A 13,637-nucleotide genomic window follows, 5' to 3' on the forward strand; every position below is an offset into this window, starting at 1 on the left:
GGGATCTCCGCGGAGTCCGGTTCGGCCGTGTTCAGCCTGCGTCCATTTCCCGCGTCTATTTCATGCGCCGGGTTTGCGCGCGCACCGATATGGCCGCAGGGCTGTTTCGCCCTCGGCCTGGTGGTGTGAGTTAGGTTCCGAGCTAGCTTCCGAACAACAGGTGCATGGCACCGTATTGGTGGGTGGTGTTCGGGACTGGTGTTCCGCGCGGGGAGACCCATGTCGGGGTTCCTCCGCGCATGTGTATTCGACCCCGGTGGTGTCTGTGGGGGTCGTCGTCGTTGGTGCGGTTGTGGTACCTGCACAACACCGACAGGTTGTCCATGTTCGTCGGCCCGCCGCGGGCCCACGGTGTGATGTGGTGGACCTCGCAATTATCCGCCGCGTGCCGGCAATCCGGCACCGGACAGGTTGTCAGCGTCGCCCGGGCCAGGTCGCGTTGCTTGGCGTTGGCGAACCGCTTCGCGTGGTACAGGTTCACCGCACCTGCCTGCGGGTGGAACAACGCGACCTCCAGGTCCTTCGCGTAATAGTGAGTCAGATACTCCGCACCAGTCATGGTGGTGCCGTCCGACAACCCCAGGATGGTCTCATCCCCTTCGCCGGCGAGGATCCTGGTGTGCTCGGAAAGCGGGACCTGGATCAACGGGCGCGGCACAGCCTCCGCGACCCCGGCACCGCCGCGCAGCAACTCCGCGAAGGCTTCGTACATTTGCGGGCCCTCAGGGCGATCAGGGTCGAGCTTTCCCCGCAGGGCGTGTTCCAGGTCGGCGATGACACGTTCTTCACCGGTGGCGATGACCGTCCGCTTGCCCTTCCGCGTCCGGCCAAACCGGACCGTGGACTCCGGGGCGGGTGTATCGGCGTCCGGGTCGGGGACGATGTCTTTGGCGCGGCGCTGCAGCGTCTTGTAGTCGCCGCGCACCGACAACAACGCCAGGCGGAGCTTCCACGTCTCCCGGTCGGAAGACACAGCACGCACTTGCTGCTCAATGAACAGAATCTGATCCAGAGACTTCCCCGTCTCTCGCGCGATACGCACCGCTTGCGCCTGCTGACGCTTGAAACGGGTGGCACCGAAGTACACCTTGCGGGCCTTCTCACCCTCCACAGCAACGGAAGATTTGATTCCGGCATCGACAACGGCCTGGCGGTCGAAACCGGCCAGGACATCCATCGGTCGAGTAGCGGAAGCGAGAAACGCATCGAAATCGTTCATGCCCCACACGCTAAACGGAGTCAACCCACCACGAAATACGCAGCGCGCAATCCTGTGGATAACCCCGCCCAAAGCCAAACTTATCCACAGGCAAACGGACGGAAACCTGCTCCCACCTGCAGTTCCGTCAGCGCAAGAAATTCTCCTAGTAGGCGCTCATGACCCCGGTGGCGAGCAGAATCATGACGATGATGCCCAGCGGAATGCGGTAGGCGGCGAACCAGGCGAACGAGTGGTTGGAGACGAACTTCAGCAGCCACGCAATGGAGATGTAACCGAGGACGAAACCGATGACGGAGCCGACCAGTAGTTGGGCGCCGGTGGCGGACTGGCCGGCTTGAGGGGCGAAGGCGTCGGGAAGCGAAAAGAGCCCGGACGCGAGGACCGCCGGAATGGCGAGCAAGAAGCTGAAGCGCGTGGCCACCTCGCGGTCGAGGCCGAGGAAAAGGCCGCCGGAAATGGTGCCGCCGGAGCGGGAGACGCCGGGGATCAGCGCGAGGCATTGGAACAGGCCCATGACGACGGCGTCTTTCATAGTGAGTTCTTCGTAGCCGCGCTTCTTCGAGCCGACGCGCTCGGCGACGATGAACACGAAGGAGAACAGGATCAGCACGGTCGCGGTGATCCACAGGTTGCGGAAGTTCTCGCGGATAAGGTCTTTGAGCAGCACGCCGGCAAGGCCGACGGGAATCGTGCCGACGATGACCATCCAGCCCATGCGGTAGTCGAAGCCGCGTTTCGACGGGTTGAACAAGCCCGCGAACCAGCCGGAGAGGATCTGCCAGATCTCCTTGGCAAAGAACACGAGTACCGCAAGTTCGGTGCCCAGCTGGATCACGGCGGTGAAGCTCGCGCCTGCGTCTTGGCCCCAGAACAGCTGGGAGACGATGCGCAGGTGGCCGGAGGAGGACACCGGCAGGAATTCGGTGAGGCCCTGGACGATGGACAGGACGATGACCTGCATCCAGGACATGGTTTCGGACGTTGCTTCAATCACGGACGACACCCTACCGCCGCGCGGTCTGCGGGAAGAAGCGCGACGCGGCCGAAAAGAGTGCGGTTGATAAGCTTGGACGCGTGAAATTGCGCCGTGTGTTGACGAAGAAGTCCGCGGGGCCGGCGGCTGTGCTGGCTGGTTCCGCCCTGTTGTTGGCTGCGTGTTCGCAGCCACCCGGGGTGCCGCAGGAGGCGCCGGACATGGGCAATGCTGAGCCGGCGCAGTCCCCGCCCGCGAGCGACATCGAGGGCGAGAAGGTCGACTACCCGGCAGTGGGGGACCTCGAATTCACCGACGGGATGATCGGAGTACGCGCCGACGGGGTGCTGCGCACGGGCACGCTCGACGAGGTTAAGGACGGCGCAGGTACGACGCACGAGCTCGCGGATTCGTGCGGGGACGTTACGGCCAACGCGGGAGCGTTCGTCACGGTGTGCGACGGAGAGGTACGCGTCTTCACAGGCGCAGACGAGCGGACGTTCACGCCGGACGAGCCGGTCACCGTCGCCGCGCCGCTTCCCGACGGCCGCGTGATCGCCGGGTCCGCCGAAGAGGCCAAGGTCTGGGTTTTCGACACCGACGGAAACCAGACCGGGCGCATCACAGTGGCGCGGCCGTCGGACTTCGTGCTCGCGGGCCAGGACAGGGTCGTGCGTCTGAACCGCTTCGACACGACGATCCAGGATATTCAGCTGGACAAGGACCGCCAGGGTGGCACGCTGCGTGTGGGCCTCGGCGTCGGCCAGGCGAAATTCGGCGACGACGGACTCGTCCTCGCCTCCGACGCGACGGGTAGCCAGCTGCTGGTCTACACCACGGACGAGGTCGTCCGCCTGCACCAAACCGTCCCGACGGACCCCCACCCGTGGGCCGTGGCGTGGGATCCGGCGAACAAGCTCGCCTGGATCACGTCGACGGAGGCGAACACGGCCACGGGCTTCGATATTTCGAAGGGCGTGCCGCGCGAGCAGCGGAAGGTGGGCACAGTCGCGGACGCGCAGCACATGATCTCGCTTGACGACGGCACCATCCTCATCGCCTCCTCCTCCGGCGACGGCCTGCAGATCATCCCGCCGGACTCCAACAATTGACCTCTATCAACTGACACCGAACACGGAAACTGACAACAGAGACTGAAGGGTTTTCTCATGGGCGCGTACGACAAACTACTCAAGGTCATGTTCCTTCTCCCGCCGGAGCGGATCCACGGGATTATCAGCGGTGCACTGAGCGCCCTGAATGCCGTGACCCCGGCAAACCGTGTGATGGAGAAGGTGGTGCGGGTCCACGACACACGCCTTGAGCAGGAGCTGTTCGGGGTGAAGTTCCCGGCGCCGCTGGGACTGGCGGCGGGCTTCGACAAGAACGCCACTGCGGTCGATGCGTGGGGTGCGGTGGGCTTCGGCTACGCGGAGCTCGGCACTGTCACTCCCCGCCCACAGCCGGGCAATCCTGCGCCGCGTCTGTTCCGCCTGCCGGAAGACAAAGCGATTTTGAACCGCATGGGCTTCAACAACGACGGGGCTCTCAAGGTCGCGACGAATCTGGAACGGAAGAAGTCAGGCGATGTGGTGGGCATCAATATCGGCAAGAACAAGACTGCCGAGGACGCCGTCCGCGACTACCGCACCGGCGCGAGCCTGCTTGGTGCGCTGGGCGACTACGTGGTGGTCAACGTCTCCTCCCCCAACACTCCGGGTCTGCGCGACCTGCAGGCGATCGAGGAGCTCCGCCCGATCCTCGCTGCTGTCAAGGACGCGACCGACACCCCTGTCCTGGTGAAGATCGCGCCGGATTTGAGTGACGAGGATGTCGACGCTGTCGCCGATCTCGCTCTCGAGCTCAGCCTGGCCGGAATCGTTGCCACGAACACCACGATCAGCCGTGATGGCCTACTCACCGACACCGACGAGGTTGCTGCAATGGGTGCAGGCGGCATCTCGGGTGCGCCGCTGAACGACCGCTCCCTCGAGGCCCTGAAGCGTCTCCGCGCCCGCGTCGGTGACGAGCTGGTGCTGGTCAGTGTCGGCGGAATTTCGACACCCGAGCAGGCGTGGGAGCGCATCGCCGCCGGTGCCAGCCTACTGCAGGGCTACACCCCGTTCATCTATGGCGGTCTGGGCTGGATCCGCCGAATTCACCGCGGCCTAGCCAAGCAGGTCGAAGCCCACGGCTTGAACTCGATCGGTGACGCCGTGGGCAGCGGACTGGACTGGAAGGACTAATTCTCGTCCCAGCCCCAGATGATGGCGCGGCCGAGCGAGTGGAAGTTCAGGTTGAAGCCGAGCTGCGTCGGGTTGGCGACGCCGTCGGCCGGCAGCTCCGTGTCCACCGCGTGCACGGCGAAGAGGTAGCGGTGCGGCCCGTGGCCCTCCGGCGGGTTGGAGCCGTAGTAGCCCTGCACGCCGGAATCGCCGGTAAGAACGACGGCGCCGACGCCGAGGCCCTCCTTCGAACCCGCGTCGGTGGGCAGCTCCGTCACGTCGACGGGAATGTTGAAAGCGGCCCAGTGCCAGAAACCGGAGGCAGTCGGAGCGTCCGGGTCGAAGCAGGTCACGGCGATGGATTTCGTGCCCTCCGGCAGGTCGGACCACGCCAGATGCGGGGAAACGCCGTCGTCGCCGGTCTGGGCGTCGGGAAGCTTCTCTCCGTCGACCAGGTCGGTGGAGGTGACGGGGAACGACGGGACGTCGACAAGCGGCGCGTACGGGTCGGGGCCGGGGAAACGGTCGGAATCATACGAAACAGTCATGGTTCCTTTGTACCGGTATTTCGCGTTTGACGTGGCGATTTGCTGGACACGTGCGCTACGTCCTATAGTTCTACGAGTGCCCAGCCGAGAGGCTGAAACACCCAAAGCCCGGGTGGCGGAATGGCAGACGCGCTAGCTTGAGGTGCTAGTGTCCTATTAACGGACGTGGGGGTTCAAGTCCCCCCTCGGGCACCACCAGATCGCCCCTTTCGGATCGGCCGGAAGGGGCGTTTTCGCTGCTAGAAGGTGCTCCAGTCGGTCGAAATGCCGCCGCCGGAATTTCCTTCCCCGCCGCCGGGAACGAGCTCGTAATTCTTGGCTAGCTGGGCGAAGACGGCGAAGATCAGCGCCGCCACGACGATTTCCACGGCGCGCGCGAGCGAGACACCTCCGGCGACGATTACTGCCTCAGCCCCCAGAAGCAGGCTGGCCCCGCCAAGAAGCAGAATGACGAAGCGCGGAATGGCGGAATGACGGCCACGGTGATGGCCGCACACAACGCGAGGAAGATTTTCCGCCCCTCCATCCCGGCGCCAAGCACGCATGCGCAGCACACTGCGAACATGGGCGCAGCCGCGGAAAGCGCGGGAAACATCGTGGCGATGAAGAACATGTCGGGCCCGCCAGGCTGCCACGCGCTGAGCGCCACAGCGACCGCGATGCCGAGCACGACCAGCGCACAGGCGCCGATACCACGGCCAGCACGGGTACGGGCCGTGAACATGCACGCGAGCACCCCTGTTCCCGCGGCGAGGACGCTCAACGCGACCTTGAGCAGAACGGAATCGAGCGCGACTGCCGCGGTCGCCGCAGCGAGGCACAGGATGAATAGCAGGGCCGGTTGTTGTGGATCACCAGCGCACCTCCACGAGTTTGGCCCCAGCGTACGCGCGGGGGAAGATTGTGGCGTGAATTTTCGCCAGACGGGACCGTGCAGCAAAGCGGTTGTCGGGCTCGTTGCAGCCGCACTGTTCATCGCGACGTGGTCGCTTATCGACGTCCCGTCGCTTACCCAGCTCCGCGCCTGGTCTGACGCGACTGGGCCGTGGTTCCCGGTGGTGTTTTGGCTGGCGTACGTGGTGATCACGCAGTTCCCGGTCCCCCGCACACTGCTGACGGTCTCGGCGGGCGTCCTGTTCGGCGCTGTCAAAGGGATCGCGTTGGCATTGACGGCGACGACGGTCTCAGCGGTGGTCTCGCTGCTGCTGGTGCGCTTCCTGCTGCGCGACTGGGTGGAGCCGCGGTTGACGCACCCGGCGGTGCAGCGCATCAACCGCCGCTTGGAGGAACGCGGCTGGCTGGCGGTCACGAGCCTGCGCATGATCGCTGGCGTGCCGTTCTCCGTGATGAACTACGCGGCGGCGCTCACGCGCGTGCCGGTGGTCCCCTTCGCTGTGGCCACCCTGGTGGGCTCGGCGCCGGGCACGATCCTGGTGACCATGTTCGGGCAGACGCTCACCGGCGACCCGGACCCGGTCTTCGTGGGCATCATGGCGATACTCGCGCTCGTCGGCGTCGGGGGCCTGCTCATTGACGCCGCCACGCCCACCCGTCAAGCCTCCACCGTGGACCAGGGGGCGGGGGTCTAGACTGTCCCCCATGATTGCCGTCCACGCCCGCTACCGAGGCCGCGACTCGCGCCGCGCCGACCTCGTGAAGCGCTCCGCCGAAGCGCTGTCCACCCTCGACGGCGTCGGGCGTTTCGAAGTCGTCGGAGTCGAAGACATCCGCGCCCACGTCGACAATGCCGAGGCCGCCTGCATGCTCGTCATGGCGTTGTTGTCCGATGGCAGCTGGGCTGTCGGCATCGGCATCACAGACAATGGCCCCGCCGTCTACACCGCATCGGATGCGGTGGGGACGAAGGCGGGGTCGGTGGGGGTCGTCGTCGATAAGCACGAGCCCGGAACGGACGCCGCGGACATTGCATCTGCGTTCGCGTTGCTCGGGCATGTTCTCGTCAAGCGCACGGTCGAGGGACGCGAGGCGACCTCGTTGGTGCGCTCCGGGCTGAACCAGAACGAGGCCGCGGCCGAACTGGGGATCTCGCTGCAGGCGATGAGCCAGCGCCTGCAGGCCGCCGGGTGGCAGGCCGAGCAGGCAGGCTGGCAGCTCGCCGTGAACCTGATGTCTAGGGCTGCGGGGGACGCTCGTTAGGCAGCTGCGGCGGCTGGCCCGGCTGCTGCGCGTGCTGCGGCGGGAATTTCGGCGGCTCGTACTGCGGCATGTCGATGGACGGGCGCGACGGGGCGTCGTCGGACTCCGTCCCGGCTTTCACGCGGCTTGAAATCGGTGCTGCGGTAGAACCGTTGCTGCCGCTGCTTCCTGCCCCCGTCGCGTCGTGGTCGAGGGTGGATCCAACGGGCTTGTTCGCGACGGCGCGCGCCTCGGCGACCGCCTTCGCGATCTCGGGGTCGGTCGCTGTCTCGAACCATGCGTCGGTGTCTTCCTGGGTGGCGATCTCCTTCGCCTCCGGATCGATCTGGCCGGGCTCGTAACGGAACACTCCGTCGTCGTCTTTCTTGGCAAAGGCCTTGGCGAACTCCTCCAGCGAATCGCCGAACTGCGACGGGATCATCCACATCGTGGAACCGTTGCCCTCGGCGATCTTCGGCAGCTTCTCCATGTACTGGAATGCCAGCAGCTCCGGGGTGACGCCGGAGGACTTGATGGCGGCGTTGACCTTCTGGATGGCGCGGGCCTCACCCTGCGCCTCGAGGAATTTCGCGGCGCGCTCACCTTCGGCGCGGAGAATCGTCGCCTGGCGCTCGGCCTCTGCCGCGAGGATCGCCGCGTGCTTCTCGCCCTCAGCGGACAGGATGCGGGACTGCTTCTCACCCTCGGCGGTCTTGATGTCGGACTCACGGCGGCCCTCAGCGGTGAGAATCATGGCGCGCTTCTCTCGGTCCGCCTTCATCTGCATCTCCATGGACTGCTGGATGGACGGCGGCGGATCGATCGCCTTGAGCTCCACTCGGCTAATGCGCAGGCCCCACTTCGCGGTGGCGGCGTCGAGCTCGCCGCGCAGGCGGCGGTTGATGGTTTCGCGGGAGGTCAGGGTCTCCTCCAGCGTCATGCCGCCGACGACGTCGCGCAGTGTCGCGGTGGAGATCTGCTCCACACCCACGATGTAGTTGTCCACGCCGTAGATCGCGCGGGCCGGATCGTTGACCTGGAAGGTCACCACCGTGTCAATGGCCACGGTCAGGTTGTCCTGCGTGATCACTGCCTGCGGCGGGAAGGACACAACGCGCTCTCGGGTGTCCACGCGCTCACGGACGCGGTCGATGAACGGCACCAGCAGTGTGATGCCGCCGGAGACCGTGCGGGTGTAGCGGCCGAGCCGTTCGATCACCGCTGCCTCGCCCTGCGGAATCAGGGCGATAGCGCGGAACACGACGACGAAGATGAAGACAAGTAGGACGAACAGTAAAACAAGCGTTGGTGTCATGATCACTCCTTCCAGACGACGGCGGTGGGGCCGTCAATATCAGCGACGGTGACGTGCTCACCGGCGGGGATGATGAAAGCGGGGTCGATCGCGCGGGCCGACCAGATCGACCCGTCAAGGCGGACCTGGCCGCCAGTCCTGGTGATGTCCTCGAGCACTTCAGCTTTGGCACCGACGAGAGCTTTCGGGGACGTGTCCAGAGCTGCCGGCTTTCTGAAGCGGCGGTGCAGCCACGGGCGGAGAAACAGGATGAGGGCACCGGACGCGAGTCCGAAGATGACGATCTCCGCCCACAGCGGAATGCCGAACAGGCTTGCGCCGGTGGTTACCAACGCACCCCCGGCGAGCATGAGAAATGTGAACTCGCCAGCCGCTAATTCGAGGCCGGCGAGCACGAGCGTGCCAATGAGCCAAATAACTGTTCCCACAGGGTCAGGTTAACGCATTTTCGGGCGTCGATAAGCTACTCAAAAGCTTTCTTTGGGCAACTCCGGTGTTGTCACGAAATCAACGAGCCGCTCGACGGCGCCGATGAGGGTGTGGTCGAGGTCGCGGAAGGTCTCAACGGCGTTGTACACGCGGCTCCACCCCTCGCGCGGGTCCGACCAGCCGGCGCGGCGGCAGATGCCGGTTTTCCAATCCTCGCCTTTCGGCACGTCGGGCCATGCGCGCAGGCCAAGCCGCTCAGGCCTGACCGCCGCCCAAATATCCACGTACGGGTGACCTGTGACCAGCACGTGCGGCCCGACGTCCGCGACGAGCCGCGACTCCTTCGAGCCCTCGATGAGGTGGTCGGCCAGCACCCCGATGCGGCGGCCGGGCCCCGGCTGAAATTCCGCGAGCCGCTCCGGCAGATTGTCCAGGCCTTCCAAGAACTCCACGACGACACCCTCGACGCGCAGGTCGTGCCCCCACACCTTTTCCACGATCGCCGCGTCGTGCACGCCCTCGACCCAGATGCGCGACGGCATCGCGACCTTGGCCTGCACGTTTTTCACGCGACGCGATCCCGAATTCGACCGCTGCGGCTCCCGCTTCACAACGGGCCGCGTCAACGTCACCCGCTTCCCCTCCACGAGGAACGCGCCCGGCAGCATCTTGAACAGCCTCTGGGTGCCGTGACGGTCTTCGAGCCGCACGAACTCGCCGTCGTAGGTGCGCTCTACCCCGACGACGAGCCCCACGAAATCATCCCCGAACACTTCCGCGACCACGTCTCCCGTGGCTTCCACCTGCGGGTACACCTTCGGGCGCTTACGGGCGTGGCCGGCGAAGATATCGCCTCCGTACGGGTCTGCGTGGCTGTTGAATCCGCTCATAGTGGGCCAGAGTGTATCCCGTATACTTCGCCACCGTGAGTACGCGCGCCGAAGTCTATTCTCCCCTGCAGAACACTGCCGTCTGGCTCGCGGCGTGGCTCTACGGTCACGAGCCCTCCGACGCGCTCGTCGGCGCCATGACGGAATTGCACGGCAGGAACAGCTACCAGGGCGAACCGCTCGCGCATTTGCTTCACGACGTCCGCGTCTCCACCGATCTTTCCACCCCCGGCCCCGCCGTCCGGCTCATCTTGTCCGGGCCCGGCCAGCCCCCGGAGCTGCCCGCCGGTTCGGAATCCGCGCTGGCCGCCGCCGAGGTCAGTGGCGGTAGCGCAATCGTGCTCCGCGGGGAGGGCGACATATCCCATATTCTGGTGCCCGATGGCTCCGGGGAGCTGGGGCGAAGCGGCGAGGAGGGTGTCGCCTGGCGCTGGTTCGAGGAACCCGGCCCGCTTCCCGAGCCCGCGTGGCTCTCCCCCGGCGAGGCCGACGCATTGCTCTCGCGCGCAACCAATGAGGCCGCAGTGTTGATCGAGGCGGCAGGCGGGACGCGGGCGGAGCTTGCCGATCCCCGGTTAACGGTGGGAACTCTGGCCGATTTCTACGACACGCCCGGTCTGCCCATGGGCACGCCGCCCCGCGCCGCGAAACTCTTTGCGCGGGCGGATGCTGTGGCGGCGGTGATCGAGACCGTCGTCGACCGGCTCCACGACCACAGCTTCGACCCGCAACTATTCAGCCTGTGGCGCCACATCCGCACCGCGCGGATGGCTGGTGTGGCCGACGCGGTTCTGGAATACCAGCGCGCTTAGGCGGAGCGCTCGGGAACTAGGCCTGAGCGGCGGCCGCAGCGGGCTTCGGGCGCTGGGGTGCGCAGCAGCCTTCCTTGCACGGGGCGCCATTGAGGGTGCAGCCCTGGACGGTGATCGTCGACAAGCTTTCCGGCTCCGTGCCTGCGGCCGTGTTGTCGACGAGGTCGAGGACGAGCTTCGCGAAGGCCGGCTCCAGCCCCACCGTCGGTGTGCGGGTCAGGGTCATGCCGCGCTCCTCGCATGCTTCCTTGAGCTCGGTGTCGAGGTCCCAGATGACCTCCATGTGGTCGGTGATGAAGCCGACCGGCACGCAGATGATGTGCTTCACACCCTCATTAGCGTCGTCGATCTCCTCGGTGCGGTCGACCACGTCGGGCTCGAGCCACGGGGTGCGCGGGTCGCCCGAACGGGACTGCCAGACGACCTCGTAATCCGGGACGCCGGCCTCGAGCGCGATGAGGCGCGCCGCTTCCGCGACCTGACGGGAGTAGAGGTTCGCGTCGTCGGGGCCGCCGGAGGCGTCGTCTGCGACATTCGGTACGGAGTGCGCGGCGAAAAGCACGCGTGTGGCGGACTGGTCTGCCGCCTCCCATGCTGCGCGGACGTGGTCCGCCATGAGTTTGATGAAGATCGGGTGGGCGTAGAACTGCCACAGCTTGGTGAACTCGAGCTCCGGGTGCGCCTCGCGAAGCTTCACGATGTCCTCGTCGTACTGGCGGCACGCCGAGTACCCGCCCCACGCCGAGGTGGCGAAGACCGCGATGTTCTTGTGGCCGTCCGCCGCGATCTGGTCGGCGGCGTCGGCGGCGTACGGGTGCCAGTTGCGGTTGCCGAAGTAGACCGGCAGCGTCTCACCGCGCTGCGCGATCTCCGCTTCGACGTTTGCGATGATCTCGCGGTTCTGGCCGTTGATCGGGCTCACGCCACCGAAGTTGAAGTAGTGCTCGCCCACTTCAGCGAGGCGCTCACGCGGAATCCCGCGGCCGCGGGTGACATTCTCCAGAAATGGAATGACCTCGTCTTCTCCCTCAGGGCCGCCGAAAGAAAGGACGAGGAGTGCATCAAATTGGATTTCAGACATGATGCCAGTCTAGATCAACCGAATGGTGTAGGTGCCTAGATCAGGCGAACAGCCATCGGTGCCATGCCGCTGCGGCGGACCGCCGTCTTCTGCACGTTCATTCCGGTCTGCGGGGCTTCGAGCATCATGCCGTCGCCCAGGTAGATCGCGACGTGCTGGTTGCCGCCGTTGCCCCAGAACAGCAGGTCGCCGCGCTCAGCTTCATCGACCGGGATTTGGGTGCCTCGCTGATATTGGTAGCCGGTGTAGTGCGGCAGCGAGATGCCAGCGCCGGAATAAGCGTAGAGAACAAGACCGGAGCAGTCGAAGCCGGCCTCGCCGTTGTAGCCCTTGCCGTCGAGCCCCATGGTCGCGCCGGTGGCGTCGCCGCCGCCCCACACGTACGGGGTGCCGATCTGCGATTCAGCGCGCGCGATGACAGCCTCGATCTGCTGTTCGCGGTTGCCGTCGGAGGCGGTCTCATCGCCGCGTAGCTTCTCAGAAACCTGCTCCTCGTCATCGACTTCCGGCAGGACTTCGGCGACACTCGTGCCTTCCTGCTCGTCGGTTTCCGCGACCGACTCATTCGCGTTTTCGCTTGACGACGGCGCCGCGATTCCCTCCGAATCCGATTCCCCGTCCGAGTTCTCGGAACTGTCCGCGTACGGGTCCTCGAAGCTGGTGTGCTCCGCCTGAGACTCTCCGACCGCCTGAGCGAAAGCGTCGAGCGCCGACTGGACTGTGTCAGGGTTATCGAAGTCCTCGAGCGACGGCGCAGCCGGTGCCTCCGGTGCTTCCTCTGCCGTGACCGCCGAAGAACCTTCAGATTCAGTCGCTGCTTCCGCCTCCGGTCCGCCTTCGGCGGGCGCAGACTCCGAATCAATTTCGGACTCGGACTCGGTGGATTCCTCGCCTGCAGTTTCAGTCTCTGCCGCCGGGGTGTCCCCGCTCGATTCCTCTTGCTCGGCCGGCTCAGCTTCTGCGGGCTCCGACACAGAATCGGACTCGGACTCGGAATCAGCGATCGACTCAGACTCTGCCGCCGCTTCCGGTGCGGAGTCCTCAGCCTCAGATTCAGCAGACGGCCGTTCAGCAACGGGCTGGCCAGCTGGATCGGCGGGCGCGGCATCGTCAGCTTCGATGCCCATCGCTTCGGCAGACTCAGGACGCTGCTCGACGAGCTCGGCCTGCGCCTCCTCCAGTTCGGTGGAGGTGGCGTCGCGCTCAGCAAGGAAGGAATCGAGAGAGCTCAGCGACTCGTCGAGGGCGCTGCGGGCGTTCGTCTCGGCCTCCTCGGCCGCGGTGGCGCGCTCGTCGGCAAGCCTGCTGGCTTGACGCAAAGTGGATTCGTCATTGGCGGCCTCGGTGCGGACGCGCTGGAGATCCTCGAGCGCGCGCTGCTTATCCTCGGATTCCTTGCGCAGATAGGTCTGGCGATCAAGGGAATCTTTGCGTGCGTCGGCGTCCGCTTGGACGCGCGTGCCGGTGGCACCGCTGGAGCGGTACGAGGAACGGGAGATCTGGTCGAGCTCGTCCTGGGCGCGCTCGACATCGGCCTGGGAATCGTCGAGACGCTTGCGCGCTTCGGCGGCGCCTTGGCGGGCCTGCTCCGCGAGGGACTGCGCGTCGTGGAGGTCGACGAGGGCCTGGTTCACGGCTTCGCGGAGGTTGCCGATCTCCAGGTTGATGCGGTCCATGTCCGCCTCGTGGCGGGAGATCTCCGAGATGATCGCCGTCAGGGGCGATTCCTGTGCGACGGCTTCGACATGGGTGGCCGCCATGGACAGGGTGGCCGCGCAGGCAGCTGCCGGCACCAAGGTGCGGATCCTGAATTTACGGGACAGGCGGGGCCGCGCTGCTGCATTGTTTGCAGTGCCGCGCGCGGAACGGACGATGAAATCCACGGAGGTTTTCCTCTCACCGCACACTTCATAAACAGCTCGCGCCTGGACATAGGAATGCCCGGGAGACGAGCCGTGAATAAGCCAGGTGTCAAGGCTGGCGTGCGGACGATTGAACGATCACGG

14 protein-coding genes and 1 tRNA gene are annotated in these 13,637 nt (G+C 65.8%); 6 read left to right on the forward strand and 9 right to left on the reverse strand.

What is annotated here, in order from left to right; genetic code table 11:
* Window positions 1-142: 142 nt before the first annotated feature.
* Both CAPP_RS06010 and CAPP_RS06015 read right to left on the reverse strand, forming a co-directional pair.
* On the reverse strand, window positions 143-1,219 hold the full coding sequence (locus tag CAPP_RS06010; protein WP_076598565.1) for an HNH endonuclease signature motif containing protein: 1,077 nt from the start codon (window positions 1,217-1,219) through the stop codon (window positions 143-145).
* 145 nt (window positions 1,220-1,364) lie between these two features.
* A complete protein-coding gene (locus CAPP_RS06015) occupies window positions 1,365-2,192 on the reverse strand; it encodes an undecaprenyl-diphosphate phosphatase (protein WP_076598644.1) in 828 nt (275 codons plus the stop codon).
* 104 nt (window positions 2,193-2,296) lie between these two features.
* Between CAPP_RS06015 and CAPP_RS06020 the strand changes: the two genes are divergently transcribed.
* Window positions 2,297-3,307, forward strand: a complete 1,011-nt coding sequence (locus tag CAPP_RS06020; protein WP_234958717.1) for a YncE family protein — start codon at window positions 2,297-2,299, stop codon at window positions 3,305-3,307.
* A 57-nt stretch (window positions 3,308-3,364) separates the two neighbouring features.
* Window positions 3,365-4,441: a quinone-dependent dihydroorotate dehydrogenase gene (locus CAPP_RS06025; protein WP_076598566.1), complete on the forward strand. Its 1,077-nt coding sequence runs from the start codon at window positions 3,365-3,367 to the stop codon at window positions 4,439-4,441.
* Here CAPP_RS06025 and CAPP_RS06030 read toward each other — a convergent pair.
* On the reverse strand, window positions 4,438-4,968 hold the full coding sequence (locus CAPP_RS06030) for a YbhB/YbcL family Raf kinase inhibitor-like protein (protein WP_076598567.1): 531 nt from the start codon (window positions 4,966-4,968) through the stop codon (window positions 4,438-4,440). The two genes, CAPP_RS06025 and CAPP_RS06030, sit on opposite strands and share 4 nt — an antisense overlap.
* 106 nt (window positions 4,969-5,074) lie before the next feature.
* Between CAPP_RS06030 and CAPP_RS06035 the strand changes: the two genes are divergently transcribed.
* Window positions 5,075-5,163: transfer RNA gene (locus tag CAPP_RS06035), tRNA-Leu, on the forward strand.
* 44 nt (window positions 5,164-5,207) lie between these two features.
* On the opposite strand, the gene CAPP_RS06040 is transcribed toward CAPP_RS06035, so the two are convergent.
* Window positions 5,208-5,513: a hypothetical protein gene (locus tag CAPP_RS06040; RefSeq protein WP_143313831.1), complete on the reverse strand. Its 306-nt coding sequence runs from the start codon at window positions 5,511-5,513 to the stop codon at window positions 5,208-5,210.
* A gap of 363 nt (window positions 5,514-5,876) precedes the next feature.
* On the opposite strand from CAPP_RS06040, the gene CAPP_RS06045 reads away from it, so the two are divergent.
* Entirely contained in the window at window positions 5,877-6,557 is a 681-nt protein-coding gene (locus CAPP_RS06045; protein ID WP_076598569.1) for a TVP38/TMEM64 family protein, read from the forward strand.
* A 10-nt stretch (window positions 6,558-6,567) separates the two neighbouring features.
* On the forward strand, window positions 6,568-7,125 hold the full coding sequence (locus tag CAPP_RS06050) for a MarR family transcriptional regulator (RefSeq protein WP_076598570.1): 558 nt from the start codon (window positions 6,568-6,570) through the stop codon (window positions 7,123-7,125).
* On the opposite strand, the gene CAPP_RS06055 is transcribed toward CAPP_RS06050, so the two are convergent.
* The 3 genes from CAPP_RS06055 to CAPP_RS06065 are packed head-to-tail and all read right to left on the reverse strand — an operon-like array spanning window position 7,100 to window position 9,738.
* The gene (locus CAPP_RS06055; RefSeq protein ID WP_076598571.1) at window positions 7,100-8,419 is read right to left on the reverse strand and encodes an SPFH domain-containing protein; all 1,320 of its coding nucleotides are present in this window, start codon (window positions 8,417-8,419) and stop codon (window positions 7,100-7,102) included. The genes CAPP_RS06050 and CAPP_RS06055 overlap by 26 nt on opposite strands.
* A gap of 2 nt (window positions 8,420-8,421) precedes the next feature.
* Window positions 8,422-8,847: an NfeD family protein gene (locus tag CAPP_RS06060; protein WP_076598572.1), complete on the reverse strand. Its 426-nt coding sequence runs from the start codon at window positions 8,845-8,847 to the stop codon at window positions 8,422-8,424.
* Window positions 8,848-8,886: 39 nt separating this feature from the next.
* A complete protein-coding gene (locus CAPP_RS06065) occupies window positions 8,887-9,738 on the reverse strand; it encodes a DUF3097 domain-containing protein (protein ID WP_076598573.1) in 852 nt (283 codons plus the stop codon).
* Window positions 9,739-9,773: 35 nt separating this feature from the next.
* Here CAPP_RS06065 and CAPP_RS06070 point away from each other — a divergent pair, with 35 nt between their 5' ends.
* A complete protein-coding gene (locus tag CAPP_RS06070; RefSeq protein WP_076598646.1) occupies window positions 9,774-10,550 on the forward strand; it encodes an Rv1486c family protein in 777 nt (258 codons plus the stop codon).
* Between the two features lie 16 nt (window positions 10,551-10,566).
* Here the strand turns inward: CAPP_RS06070 and CAPP_RS06075 are convergent, their stop codons facing one another.
* Together CAPP_RS06075 and CAPP_RS06080 are read right to left on the reverse strand one after the other, a co-directional pair.
* Complete coding sequence (locus CAPP_RS06075) at window positions 10,567-11,631, reverse strand: ferrochelatase (RefSeq protein WP_076598574.1); 1,065 nt, start codon at window positions 11,629-11,631, stop codon at window positions 10,567-10,569.
* 35 nt (window positions 11,632-11,666) lie between these two features.
* Window positions 11,667-13,514: a DIP1281 family NlpC/P60 protein gene (locus tag CAPP_RS06080; protein WP_076598575.1), complete on the reverse strand. Its 1,848-nt coding sequence runs from the start codon at window positions 13,512-13,514 to the stop codon at window positions 11,667-11,669.
* Between the last annotated feature and the right edge of the window lie 123 nt (window positions 13,515-13,637).

The sequence above is a fragment of the Corynebacterium appendicis CIP 107643 genome (genome assembly GCF_030408415.1).
Classification (GTDB): Bacteria; Actinomycetota; Actinomycetes; order Mycobacteriales; family Mycobacteriaceae; genus Corynebacterium; species Corynebacterium appendicis.

Bases quoted from the DNA above. Each gene is read 5' to 3' on its own strand.
- CAPP_RS06010 (WP_076598565.1), bottom strand. From the start codon at position 1,219: ATGAACGATTTCGATGCGTTTCTCGCTTCCGCTACTCGACCGATGGAT.
- CAPP_RS06015 (WP_076598644.1), bottom strand. From the start codon at position 2,192: ATGTCCTGGATGCAGGTCATCGTCCTGTCCATCGTCCAGGGCCTCACC.
- CAPP_RS06025 (WP_076598566.1), top strand. From the start codon at position 3,365: ATGGGCGCGTACGACAAACTACTCAAGGTCATGTTCCTTCTCCCGCCG.
- CAPP_RS06030 (WP_076598567.1), bottom strand. From the start codon at position 4,968: ATGACTGTTTCGTATGATTCCGACCGTTTCCCCGGCCCCGACCCGTAC.
- CAPP_RS06040 (WP_143313831.1), bottom strand. From the start codon at position 5,513: ATGCGTGCTTGGCGCCGGGATGGAGGGGCGGAAAATCTTCCTCGCGTT.
- CAPP_RS06050 (WP_076598570.1), top strand. From the start codon at position 6,568: ATGATTGCCGTCCACGCCCGCTACCGAGGCCGCGACTCGCGCCGCGCC.
- CAPP_RS06055 (WP_076598571.1), bottom strand. From the start codon at position 8,419: ATGACACCAACGCTTGTTTTACTGTTCGTCCTACTTGTCTTCATCTTC.
- CAPP_RS06065 (WP_076598573.1), bottom strand. From the start codon at position 9,738: ATGAGCGGATTCAACAGCCACGCAGACCCGTACGGAGGCGATATCTTC.
- CAPP_RS06075 (WP_076598574.1), bottom strand. From the start codon at position 11,631: ATGTCTGAAATCCAATTTGATGCACTCCTCGTCCTTTCTTTCGGCGGC.